Origin of the sequence: Rufibacter hautae (assembly GCF_008271695.1) — a bacterium.
Lineage (GTDB): Bacteria > Bacteroidota > Bacteroidia > Cytophagales > Hymenobacteraceae > Nibribacter > Nibribacter hautae.
Genome location: NZ_VKKY01000001.1, coordinates 948816 through 961980, shown reverse-complemented (window position 1 = coordinate 961980; position 13165 = coordinate 948816). Strand labels below are relative to the sequence as shown.

The 13165-nt window shown below is 53.8% G+C and carries 7 protein-coding genes; 2 read left to right on the top strand and 5 right to left on the bottom strand.

What is annotated here, in order from left to right; genetic code table 11:
* Positions 1 to 37 precede the first annotated feature (37 nt).
* The 5 genes from FOA19_RS03715 to FOA19_RS03695 form a co-directional block, all read right to left on the bottom strand.
* Entirely contained in the window at positions 38 to 2896 is a 2859-nt protein-coding gene (locus FOA19_RS03715; protein ID WP_223808718.1) for a triple tyrosine motif-containing protein, read from the bottom strand.
* Positions 2897 to 3508: 612 nt separating this feature from the next.
* Positions 3509 to 4603, bottom strand: a complete 1095-nt coding sequence (gene arsB / locus FOA19_RS03710; protein ID WP_149089434.1) for an ACR3 family arsenite efflux transporter — start codon at positions 4601 to 4603, stop codon at positions 3509 to 3511.
* Positions 4604 to 4748: 145 nt separating this feature from the next.
* A complete protein-coding gene (locus tag FOA19_RS03705; protein ID WP_149089433.1) occupies positions 4749 to 5528 on the bottom strand; it encodes a metallophosphoesterase family protein in 780 nt (259 codons plus the stop codon).
* Positions 5529 to 5564: 36 nt separating this feature from the next.
* A complete protein-coding gene (locus FOA19_RS03700) occupies positions 5565 to 5897 on the bottom strand; it encodes an ArsR/SmtB family transcription factor (RefSeq protein WP_149089432.1) in 333 nt (110 codons plus the stop codon).
* A gap of 274 nt (positions 5898 to 6171) precedes the next feature.
* On the bottom strand, positions 6172 to 7989 hold the full coding sequence (locus tag FOA19_RS03695; protein ID WP_149089431.1) for a glycoside hydrolase family 13 protein: 1818 nt from the start codon (positions 7987 to 7989) through the stop codon (positions 6172 to 6174).
* A gap of 476 nt (positions 7990 to 8465) precedes the next feature.
* Between FOA19_RS03695 and FOA19_RS03690 the strand changes: the two genes are divergently transcribed.
* On the top strand, positions 8466 to 10763 hold the full coding sequence (locus tag FOA19_RS03690; protein WP_149089430.1) for a family 20 glycosylhydrolase: 2298 nt from the start codon (positions 8466 to 8468) through the stop codon (positions 10761 to 10763).
* A 94-nt stretch (positions 10764 to 10857) separates the two neighbouring features.
* Entirely contained in the window at positions 10858 to 13161 is a 2304-nt protein-coding gene (locus tag FOA19_RS03685; RefSeq protein ID WP_149089429.1) for a GH92 family glycosyl hydrolase, read from the top strand.
* Positions 13162 to 13165 lie beyond the last annotated feature (4 nt).

Here is a 13165-nt window from a genome sequence, read left to right as displayed (position 1 = left end):
CCGTATTGCTGCGCTGTGCTCAGATGGTGGAAAGGACCTATACATCCATGAGAAACTCCACCAGGTTCCTCTCATGGTCCAGGTTCAGTTTGCGGCGGAGGCGGTAGCGCCTGATCTCCACGCCTCTCAGGGTGATGTTCAGCAGGGAGGCGATCTCTTTGCTGTTCATGTTCATGCGCAGGTAAGCACACAGTTTCAGGTCATTGGGGGTGAGGTCCAGGTGGCGGCATTTGAGTTTCTTGAAGTAGTTCTCGTGCGCCTCGTTGAAGCTGGACTCAAACAGGTTCCAGTCATAGTCCTCGGTCATGCCATCCTTGATCACCTTCTGTATCTTCTTCAGTTGGTCATCGCCCAGCTTTTTGCCGCCCTGGTCCTTCAGTTGCAGAATCTCCTCTTTGATGTTGAGCAGCAGCTCATTCTTAGAGACGATGTTCAGCGCAGAATTAGCCAGTTCCCGGCTTTTGGCCGCCAGCTCTGACTGCAGTTGCTCGTTCCTGAGTTTGATCAGCTTCTGTTCATTATTGATAGCCTCTTGCCGCAGGAACTCTTCTTTCTCTTTCTCCAGCTTCAGCCTGATGCGTTCTTTGTCTTTCTGCAGCTTCAGCAGGTACAGGTGCCGGCACAGCAAAAGCAAAATACCACCTAAGATTAGATAGACGATGCCCGCCCAATAAGTGGCGTACCAGGGCGGCGCCACCGTGAAGGCAAACTCCGTGACCGGTGACTCGGCTTCGTTGTCAATGCGGGCTTTTACCAGCAGCCGGTAATCGCCTTGCTCCAGGTTGATGAATTCCTTCTGCGTGGCGCTGCCCCAGTCTGACCATCTCTCAGAGAATCCTTCCAGGAAATATTTGAACTGCGGCCGGGCCTGGCTGTAATAGGGCAGGGAAAAGGCCACGCTGATGTTGTTCCGGCTGAAAGGGATGCTCAGGTCCTGGCTGCCCCGCTCTGTAAGAAGAACGGACCCGTCGGCGGCGTACTGGGCTCTTCTGACCAAAACCGGCGGCAGCGTTTTGTTCCGCTGCGGCGATACCTCGGTGTTGTACACCACAAAGCCATCGTCAATGCTGATGAGGTAAATGGAATTGCTTATCCGGCTGATGTTCTCATTCTGCTGCACCATGCGCCCACTAAGCATACTGAACGGACTGGAACTGATTTCCAGCGCCCCGGGGCTGGCCAGGTTCACCAACGCCACCTTGCCGTGGTTAATGAACCAATACTTGTTTCCGGCGGCTTTGATGATGCGGTTAGAACCGGCAAAGGGGCCCAGCATTTTGTTCAGTTCGGAGTAGCCAGAGAACCGGTCGCTGATCTCGTCATAGACCTGGAAGCCCACGTTAGAGGAAAACACCACGCGGCTGCCCAGCCTGAACACGTTGATCTGGTTGTTCTTGGGCAGACCATTCCCTTTCTCATAGTATTTGGAGCTCTTCACGGTTCTCAAATCACTGCTCAGGGCCAGACGGTACAGGCCTTTGTAGGCGTGGCTCACCCAGAAGTGCCCCGAGTTGTCCTGCTCCACGTACCTGGACGGCTCCCCGAAGCCCGTTACCTGGTGCGAGAAAACCCAGTTGCCCGTCGGGTCCTTTTTGTAGATGACCAGCCCCGTGTAGGTGCCCTGCACCAGCAGATGAGGGTGAGAGGCCAGCCGCTTAATGGTCCAGCCGCCTTTAAAATCAGACAACTTCTGGATGGTGTTACCCTGTACCCTGAAGGTGCCTTCGTTGTGGCCGCAGAGGAGTTGCCCGTCTACCAGAATGAGTTCCCAAACCTGGCCCTGGGAGCCTTCAATAATCTTGAAGTCCAGGGATTGGAATGACTGCGCGTTGTTGGCGGCCCAGTTGCTGTAAAAGATGCCTTGATTGGTGCCCAGGTAGATCTTGCCGTCATGCACAATGCTGGAGTACACCGTGCCAAAGGTGCCGGTTTTGTCAAAGTAGAAGTACAGCGGGGAGTTGACTTCAATGCGGTCCACGCCGTTGTCCAGGCCGGTCCAGAGGTTCTGCTCTTTATCGGTGAAGAGGCTGAGGACGGTGTTGTTCTGCAGGCCGCTGGCTTTGTTTATGCGGTGGGTGATGTTGCCCTGCCGGTCCAGAATGATGATGCCGTTGAGGATGGTGCCATAGGCGAATTGCCCATGCTGCAGTACCGCCCCGTTGTTCAGTTGGTTTGTTTTAAGGAAAGTATTGGCCGCTTGAGAGCCCCAGGGCGAAATGGAAGAACCGTTGTACAGGAAAAGGCCGCTTTTAGCGCTGCCCACCAGAAAAGAATCCTTCTGGAAAGGCAACACCGATAATACCCCGGCTTCTCCCAAGTTTTCGCTGCCCTTGATGAACTCCAGCCTGTTACCCTTCAGCTCATACAAGCCTTTGGTAATTACCTGCACAAAATACCGGTCATGGGCCTTGAGCAGGAAGAGCAGGGTGCTAGGGCCTTTCACTACCTCCATCTTGCCTTTCTCATAGATGTAGATCGCGGAGAAGGACTGGAAAAGCACCCGGTCTTTCTCTACGTAGATTTTCCAGATCTCATCTTTGAGCGCGCTTCCGCGGGGAACCAGCTTGGTGAGGGAATGATAGGTGAACTTGCCCTGGTCATTGTGGCTCCAGTACCCGAACTCCCCGAAACCACCGGCGTAGATGCGGTCTTTTTCCTGGTCGGCGGCTACGGCCCGCACAATGATCTTCTCGGGCATGCGGTAGAGTTGCCAGTACTGCCCATCATAGGCCATGAGGCCGTCTGAGTTGCCGAAGTACATGACCCGGTTTTTTCCCTCGGCAATAGACCAGTTCTGGTTCCCGGCCTGGTACAGCAGTTTTGAGTAATTCTGGACAAACGGGAAACTGGCACGCTCGCTCATCTGGGCCGAGGCAACCGCCGTGCAAAACAGCATTACCCAGCCTAAAACCAAACAGATTTTGCACTTCTCTCTCATCCCTTATCACAAATGAACCTGATACACTTTCTCCAGATCCGGCCATCCCAAGAAAAGAAATTGAAAATGCCGGGCTGAAGTACGCTAAGCGGTGGCTGTCCGTCTGTGCTCGTTTTAGAGCCGAACAGGAGCAAGCCGAAGAAAAGGGGGCAGCCAAAAAGAAGGCAGGCCGCAAGAAGACCTTAATTTCCTGTAATTTTCTCTAATTCAGAAATATTCAGGACGAAAAAATAGGGGAAGGAACCTTCTGGTAGACGTAGCTGGAAATAAGAGCATCATGCTAAAGCCTCCCGGTGAGATGCTTGGTCTAGTTAGGTATGATTTGGAAAGGAGGTTGATTGTCAACCCACCCCTACCCCTCCGAGGAGGGGATTATCCACTAAAGTGTCTAGGTAAATCTAACTCTGGATTCCTGCAAACTTTGGCATTCCCCTCCTCGGAGGGGTAGGGGTGGGTAAAGAAGGGTTCTATGAGTTTTCAGCCTATGGAACTCGTAACCAAAATTAAATACAAGAGCAGGCTAGCTTTTGAGTCCGGAAGAAGCCAGCCTGCGTTTAGGGGCTGTTTTTCCTAAACCCTGCCTTTTTCAGCCTCGGACGAAAGCAGCGGCTCAGTTCCGTAATATTTTCGCCTGAACCAGTAAGCCACGTTCACCAGCGCAATGAGCGCCGGGACCTCTATAAGTGGACCCACCACTCCGGCGAAAGCCTGCCCCGAGTTAAGCCCGAACACGCCAATGGCCACGGCAATGGCCAGCTCAAAGTTGTTGCCCGTGGCGGTGAACGCCACCGAGGCGTTCTGGGCGTAATTGGCCCCCAAGGCCTTGCCCATGTAAATGCTCACCAGAAACATCACGGCAAAGTAGATCACCAGCGGCACGGCAATACGCAGCACATCCAGCGGAATGGTCACAATCAGGTTGCCTTTCAGGCTGAACATCACCACAATGGTGAACAGCAGGGCTACCAACGTGATGGGGCTGATGGCCGGGATGAACTTCTGCGTGTACCAGGCATCGCCTTTGAGGCGGCGCAGGAGCAACCTGGATAGGAAACCCAACAGGAACGGAATGCCCAGATACGTGAAGACGCTCTGCGCGATATCGGCTATGCTGATGTTGACCACCTTGCCCTCCAGCCCGAACCAGGTAGGCAGCACCGTAATGAAAACGAAGGCGAATACACTGTAGAACAGAACCTGGAAAATGCTGTTGAAGGCCACCAACCCGGCCGCGTACTCGCGGTCACCCTCGGCCAGTTCGTTCCAGACCAGCACCATGGCAATGCAACGAGCCAGCCCAATCAAGATAATCCCGATCATGTACTCGGGGTAATCCCGCAGGAAAAGGATGGCCAGCAGGAACATGAGCACTGGCCCGATGATCCAGTTCAGCACCAAAGACAGGGTGATGACCTTCACGTTGTCAAACACCCGGCCCAACTGCTCATAGCGCACTTTCGCCAGAGGCGGGTACATCATCAGAATCAGCCCCGCCGCGATGGGCACGTTCACGGTACCCACCTGAAAGGTGTTGATGACCTCCTCGGTACCGGGGTACAGGTAACCCAGGAGCACGCCTGCGCCCATGGCCACAAAAATCCAGAGGGTAAGAAAGCGGTCTAGGGTGGAAAGCCTTTTCCTTTTATCTACAGTGCATTGGCTCATTCGGGTGTGTATTTTATAAATGATAGTATCGGCGTGGGCTTTTGGTTGAACCCAGGCGTTCGTTTCAGGGCTGTTTTCCTCAAAATAGCCCCAAAACAGAAAAGCAGCTCCAGGCCCAAAAAGAAGATTAAACCAGGTGTCTGTCTCAGGCAGTCCGTAGCATTTGGGCGAATTTGTTAGGCAGCGGGCTGGCTTCTATGGCTTCCGCGGCTTTTTCCACCTCATATGACACCCTAACGAATTCTACCTTGATGCTATCCGGCTGGCGGAGGTTGCTGTCTGGGGTGAGTTCCAGGATCACGTAGCCCGCCCTGGGGTCCCCGTCCTTCGGTTTGCCCACCGACCCAGTGTTGATGGCGTGCCGATACCTGGTCTGACCCTCGTGCTCGTAAGGCAGGACGCGGTGGTAGGGTTTGTGCGTGTGCCCGAAAAACAGGAGATCGGCGGAGGCTTCCTGCATCATCTTCAGGAGGCTCTGCTCAGGGCGGTCTTCAAACAGGTACTCGTTGATCTTGCGGGGGCTGCCGTGTACCAACAGGGCCTCTATTCTGTTCTCCTCCTTAGACTCGTCCAGGAAGGTGAGGCGGAGGTGGCGCGGCAGCATGCGCAAGTACTGGCGGTTCTCCGGCGTGATTACCCCGTTTGTGTAGTCGATGGACTGCTGACCAAGGTCTTTTTCGGCATCGGTTTTATAGGCGCAGCCGCAGTTGGGGCTCCCCAGGCCCACGCCTTCATCATAATTCCCCGCGATGGTGGGAATCCTTCTTTTCCTGATTTCCGCCACTACCTCATTGGGCCAGGGCGCGTACCCCACCAGGTCTCCCAGGCAGTAAACGGCGTCCAGATTTTGGGTGTCCAGGTGAGCCAATACCGCCTCCAAAGCTGGAAGATTGGCGTGGATATCGGAGAAAAGGGCGATTCTCATCTTATGGTAAGGTAAAGTTGAGGGGAGAGAAATCTTTCAGCAGCAGTTTTCCTGGCAGGTTACCGGGCTGGAGAATAGCTGCAGGAACATGTCGCGGGCTTCTTCCCAGTTCTGCTTGTCTATGCAGTAGCACACGCTGGTGCCTTCCACCGTGCCTTTGATCAGTCCCACGGCTTTCAGTTCTTTCAGGTGCTGCGACACGGTGGCCTGTGCCAACGGAAGTTCGCTTACCAGATCTCCGCAGATACAGGCCTGTTGTTTAAGCAGATGCTGGAGAATGGCTATCCGGGCCGGGTGCCCCAGGGCCTTGGCCAAAGCCGCCAACCTGTTCTGTTCGCCGGTAAAATGCTGAGTTTTGGTAATCCCCATGGTGTTGCCTGACTAATTCATCGCAATACTACGATAAAGGAAAGTAGTATCAAACTGGTCAGGTTTAACCCGGTTGATGTCACTAGTGGTTTATTGAATTCTGGCGGCTGCACGGCAAGTCCCAGGAGAACCTTGTGATGGAATCTTGCCGTTCTGTTTTAAAAGTGTTTTTATAAAAAAAAGCAAAACAGGTACCCCATTTCTGCCGTGGGGTACCTGTTTTGCTTTGAAGTATAGCCTCAGCCCGCTATTAGATAGGTCTAGGTCTACGGGCTTATTTGTTGCTCAAGACCACCAGATCCATGGCGGGCACCTTCACCTGTTTTGCAGCCATTTTGGTGAAAACGTCCTTAAAACCACCCTTCTGCAGGGCGGCATGGGTGAAAGAGGCGGGTTTGTCACCGCGGTTCACCACCACAACCACTTCCTCGTTGCCCAGTTTGCGGCTGAAGGCGTACAGTTTCTGCGCATCGTCTACCGCCAGGGTAGAGTAGTTGCCCGTTTTGATGGACTTGTACTGGTTCCGTAACCCGATGAACTTCTTGTACCAATTGAACAGGTCCTGGTTGAAGGCTACCTCATCGGGGCTGTGTTTGGTTTGGTCTGGGTTGAAGGTCTCGGGCTCGTATTTCCGGTCTTTCCACACCATAGGCTTGCGGCAGTCTGGGTCATTGCTGCCCCACATGCCTACCTCGTCGCCGTAATAGATCATGGGTGCGCCCTGGTACAGCAGTTGGAAGGCGGCAATCAGCTTCTGTTTCTGCAATTGCGGAGCCGTGGGTTTGCGGGCGTTGTAATTCTTGTTGTTGCTTTTCTGGCTCCAGTTAAAGTATTTCCCCCAATCCCCGAACTTGAGGCCGTCTGGGTTCGCGACCGCGCTGCCCAGGCGAGTGGCATCGTGGCTGTCCATGAGGTTCTGCATGTTCTGGGCCACCCCCTCGCCGAAGGCCTCCCGCAGTTCCTTCAGGCGGGTGTCAAACTGGGTCACCGTGGAGGCGGTTTTCTCCTGCACAAAGAAATCATGCATGATGAAGGCGAAGTTGTAGTTCATGGTGGCGTCAAACTCATCGCCGCTGAGGTAAGGCCGGGTCTGTTCAATGGAAAACACCAGCTCGGCGGTCATGTACGCGTTGGGGTTGAGGCTGCGGACTAGTTTGCGCCAGTCTTTCCAGAAAGGGTGCCCTACGTCATAGGCCACATCCAGGCGCCAGCCGTCAATGCCTTTGGCTACGCCCTTGCCCATAGGGTTCATCCAGCGTCTGGTGGCGTTGAAGATGTATTCCTTGGGTCCTGCCACGATACCAGTGCTGTCTTCCTTGAACTCCGGCAGGGTCCTTACGCCAAACCAGCCTTTGTACTTGAAGGGTGTGTTTTTGGCCGGATCGCGCCAACTTTCCACCATGAACCAGTCTTTGTAAGGCGAGGCTTGCTGGTTTTTCTCTACATCCTTAAACGCGAAGCTATTGATGCCTATGTGGTTGAACACGCCGTCAAAGATGATGTACATCTTGCGCTTGTGTACCTCCTCAATGAGTTTCAGGGCGAGTTTGTCGGCAGAGGTCCAGGCCCAGGAATTTGGGTCCAACGGGTTTTCCTTCTCCATGAGCTTTTTGTCGCCCTCAGGGTCCGGCCCGAAAGTAGGGTCAATGTGGTGGTAAGCCAGCGCATCGTACTTGTGCGAAGACGGGGCCCAGAACAAGGGGTTCATGTACAAGGCATTCACGCCCAAAGACTGCAGGTAGTCCAATTTGTCTATCACACCCTGTATGTCGCCTCCGTAGCGGCGGCGCTGGAGGTTGTAGTAAATGTCCTTGCCGTTTTTCTGCTCATAGGGCTGCAGTTGGTACCAATCGCTCGTCCAGGGATGGATCTGGAATGCCGAGGAATCGTTGAAAGGGTAGGCGCCGCTTTGGTCGGTTACCTTGGGGTCATTGCTGGGGTCGCCGTTATGGAACCGATCGGGGAAGATCTGGTACCACACCACGCCTTTGCTCCACTCTGGGGTGAAATCCTTGGCCTTCTGCGCCGAGACCTGCGGTGCGCCAAACAAGAAAGCCTGGGCCGCAAGCAGGGGAATAAGTATCTTTTTCATGGTTCTCCTTCTGTGTGAATTTACGGACTATAGGTTCTGCCTCATGAGCGGTGATTGGGAAGGAGCTGAACAAGTAACATGCACGTGCCTCTCATTTCAACCCTCTGTGATGGCAGGCGGGAAGTTACATAATTTGTAGCTATTCTTTGGTTTTCCCTCGCATCACTGCTGCGTGCTAACGAGCATTGATAGAATGCGTTTTCGGGATGAAATAAAGAAATGTTAGGTAAAAAAGGCGATTGCGTTTGTGATGGTATAGATACTTTTGAAAGTAAAACGCCGCTCCTTGCCGCTAGGTCATAAGGGTTTAGATAAGCTTGTTATTCCTGTATCTGGTGGTATCTTAGAGCATTAATAGAAGGCCTCTAAGCTGATGGTACTTTTCTCCCTTATGGGTTGCTTTCAACGCCTGTGCTATGTTTGATCCCGGGTTAATCAACAGGGATATTCTTCCTAGAAAACGCATAAATGTTCACATGAAAGGCTTTCTCTGTTTCTTCCTCCTGCTGGTTAGCTGTCGCTATCTCTCCCACGCGCAGGCGCCCGCGTCAGACTCCAGGTATGCCCTTATCCCTTATCCTACTTCCCTGGTAGCACAAGAGGGGAGTTTCACCATTACAGGGCAAACAAAGCTGGTTTTGCCCAAAGTCTCTGGGATGTTTGAACAGGAGGCGGCACAGTTGCAGGAAATTTTGCAAAACGGACTGGGCAAACCTTTGGGTAGAGCGAAGGAAGCAAAAGCCAACAGCATTCAGCTGCAATATGACAAGGCAATCACCGCGCCTGAAGGCTACAGCTTGACCATTACACCCCAACAGGTAACGCTTGCGGCCAAAGAGCCCGCAGGCATGTTCCGCGCCATACAGACGCTGCGCCAGTTACTGCCTGCGGCCATTGAGAAAAAGCAGGCATCAGGGCGGCTTACGTTACCCGCGGTGCAGATCCAGGATCAACCGGCGTACTCCTGGCGCGGCATGCACCTAGATGTGTCAAGGCACTTCTTCTCTACAGACTTCCTCAAAAAGTATATCAACCTGCTGGCGCTCTATAAATTCAACAAACTGCACCTCCACCTCACCGATGACCAAGGCTGGCGCATTGAAATCAAGAAGTACCCTAAGTTGACATCGGAAGGTGCCTGGCGCACCTTCAACAAACATGACTCTGTCTGCATAGAGAAATCCAAAGACAACCCTGACTTTGCCCTGGAGAAAAAACACCTGGTGCAGAAGGAGGGAAAGACCCTGTACGGCGGCTTCTATACGCAGGCCGAGATGAAGGAAATCATTCGCTATGCCGCGGCCAAACACATTGAGATCATTCCGGAGGTAGACATGCCGGGCCACATGATGGCAGCCATCAAGGCCTATCCTTTTCTTAGCTGCACCGGTGACGCCGGCTGGGGCAAAGACTTCTCCACGCCCCTTTGCCCCTGCAATGAGAGCACCTATACGTTTGCAGAGAATGTCTTGAGCGAGATCGCAGCCCTATTCCCTAGCCAATATATCCACATTGGGGCAGACGAAGTGGAGAAAACAACCTGGGCGCAGGCTGCGGTATGTAAAGACCTCATGCAAAAAGAAGGGCTTAAAGACGTGCATGAACTGCAAAGCTACTTTGTGCACCGGATAGAGAAGTTTCTGCAGACCAAAGGCAAAAAACTCATTGGCTGGGATGAAATGCTGGAAGGTGGCGTAAACCCATCGGCCACGGTCATGTACTGGCGCAGCTGGGTGCCAGACGCACCGCTGAAAGCCGTCAGAAACGGGAACCAGGTAATCATGACGCCGGTGAATACCCTGTACTATGATTACCAGCCAGACAAGAACTCGCTTTTCAATGTCTACCATTTCAACATTGTTCCGGCCGGGCTCAATGCCGGAGAAGCAAAACAGATTTTGGGGGCGCAGGCCAACCTCTGGACGGAGTATGTTCCTTCGGAAGATCGGGCCGAGTACCTGGTTATGCCCCGCATGACTGCTTTGGCAGAAGCGACCTGGGCCCAGAGCAAAGATTTTATGGGTTACCAGAAAAGACTGAAGGAGCACTACCCCAGGCTGGCCCTGCTGGATGTGCATTACCGGGTGCCGGACTTGACGGGCTTTGCCGAGGAAGGCGTGTTTGTGGACCAGGCTACCTTGAACGTGCAGAAGCCACTGGATAACCTCACCATCCGCTACACCACAGATGGCAGTCTGCCCACGGGCGCTTCCCAGGTGCTGGGCAAACCCCTGCAAATTACCAATTCCTCCACCATTAAGCTGGCGGCCTTCACCCCCGAAGGACTGAAGGGAGACACCTACACCGTCAACTACAAGAAACAGAACCATGCAGCGCCGGTACAGGCCAAAGGTTTGAAAAGCGGGTTGCAAAGCCGTTATTTTGTAGGTTACTTCCCCACGGCGGGTAAAATGAACGAAGCCACCGCCACCGGCACGTATACGGTGACCACCCTGCAGGTTCCCAAACAAGCCAACGCGGGTCAATTCGGGGTACAGTTTCGCGGGTACCTGGAGGTTCCGGAAACCGGCATTTACACGTTCTATCTCACCTGCGACGACGGTGGGGTACTGCGCATAGCCGACCGGATGGTCGTAGATAACGACGGGCTCCATTCAGCCATTGAGAAAAGCGGGCAAGTAGCACTTGCGAAAGGAGTACAGCCCTTGGCGCTGGACTTTGTAGAAGGCGGAGGCGGCTATACCCTCAAACTCAAGTACAGCAAAGACGGCAGCGAACCACGTGACATCCCAGACAGCTGGCTCAAACACTAGCCTGGCGTTTAGGGGGTGAAAATCCAGAATCCTGCTGAAACTGTGTTGAGATTTCCCTCCCATTGCAACTGAACTTCCATTATAATGGCCAAATATGAAAGAGAAAAGAACAATCCCCCTTATCAAACCCTTTGCTGCGCTGGCCTTGGGTTTGAGCATTTTTGCCGCCTGTAAAAGTGTGCAAGAGGAAACCAGGGCAACCGTCACCGACAGCCTTACCCAGTATGTTGATCCCTACATCGGGACCAGTTTCCACGGCCACGTCTTTATGGGAGCCAACGTTCCCTTCGGCGCGGTGCAACTAGGCCCCACCAACATCACCGAAGGCTGGGACTGGTGCTCTGGCTACCATTATTCAGACTCCACCATTGTGGGTTTTGCGCATACGCATTTGAGCGGCACCGGCATCGGGGATCTGGGAGACATTGCGGTGATGCCCACCACCGGTCCGGTGAAAGTGATGGAAGGAACCCTGAAGGACCCCGAGAAAGGATTTATGTCGCTGTACTCGCACCAGGATGAGCGCGTGAAGCCCGGCTATTATGCGGTGAAGCTAAAACGTTATAGCATACAGGCGGAACTGACAGCCTCAGAGCGGGTGGGTTTCCATCAATACACGTTCCCGGCCTCCAAAGAAGCGCACATCGTGGTGGATCTGCAGTCGGGCATTGGTTGGGACCAGCCCACAGAGACGTTCATTGAGCAGTTGAATGACAGCACGCTGACCGGTTACCGTTACTCCAAAGGCTGGGCAACCGACCAGCGCATCTATTTCGCGGCCGTTTTCTCAAAACCCATCCAAAACTTCAAGAGCTATCAGCTGCTGGATTCCCTGGGGAACACCGCCCCGGCGGCTAAAGGAACCAGGATCAAAGGAGTGGTCAGCTTTGCCACGTCCAACGGCGAGAAGGTGAAACTGAAGGTAGGCATTTCACCGGTGAGCACCCAGAACGCCGTGGCGAATATCAGGGCAGAGATTCCGCACTGGAACTTTGACAAAGTGGTAGCCGATGCCGATGCCGCCTGGAACAAGGAACTGCAGAAAGTGCGCATCCAGACCGATGACCCCAAACAGCTGAAGACGTTCTACACCGCGCTGTACCACACGTTGATCGCGCCTTCCATTTTCAACGACCATAACGGAGATTACCTGGGCACGGATAAAAAGGTGTACAAGAACGCGCCTTTCACCAACCTCACCACCTTCTCGTTGTGGGATACCTACCGGGCGGCGCATCCGCTGTTTACCATTCTGCAGAAAGAGCGCGTAAGTGACATGATCAACTCCATGCTGGCCGTGTACAAGCAACAAGGCAAATTACCGGTATGGCACCTGATGGGCAACGAGACCAACACCATGGTGGGCTACAGCGCCGTGCCGGTGGTCGCCGATGCCCTTCTCAAAGGCTTCAATGGGTTTGACAAAGACCTGGCGTACGAGGCCATGAAAGCCACGGCCATGCGAGACGACAAAGGCCTGGACCATGTGAAAGCGAAAGGCTACATCCCCGCCAACACCACGGTAGAATCTGTGGCCATGGGGCTGGAGTACGCCATTGACGACTGGTGCCTGGCCCAGGTGGCCAAGCAGCGAGGCGCCACCCAAGACTACGCCTACTTCAGCAAACGCGGCCGAAACTATGAAAACTACTTTGACAAACAGACCCGTTTCATGCGTGGCCGGATCTCTGACCAGGAGTGGCGCGCACCCTTCAGCCCGTTTGTATCACGCCACCGCAACGATGATTTCTGCGAGGGAAACTCCTGGCAGTACACCTGGCTCGTGCCCCAGGATGTAGAAGGCTTAATCAACTTACAGGGAGGGGAGAAGGCGTTCAGCCAGAAGTTGGATTCACTGTTTGTGGCCCAGGGCGATATGGGGGAGGAAGCCTCCAATGACATCTCGGGGTTGATTGGCCAATACGCCCACGGCAACGAGCCTAGTCACCACATCACCTATCTCTACAGCTACGTAGGCCAGCCCTGGAAAACCGCGGATAAGGTGCGGTTCATCCTCAGCCACTTCTACACCGATAAACCCGATGGCATTATCGGGAACGAGGACGTGGGTCAGATGTCGGCCTGGTATGTTTTCTCGTCGCTTGGTTTTTACCCGGTGAATCCGGCCAACGGCGCGTACGTGTTCGGGAGCCCTGCCGTGAAGGAAGCCACCCTGAACCTGGCCGATGGCAAAAAACTGGTGATCAAGGCGCCCAACAACACTCCTGAAAACAAATACATCCAGAAAGTCACCCTCAACGGCAAGCCGTACACCAAATCGTACATCTTGCACAAAGACCTGATGCAGGGGGGCGAACTGGTATTTGACATGGGCAACACGCCCAGTACTACCTGGGGCGTGGCTAAAGAGGACAGACCAAGGTCCGTGACCAAGTAAGGCT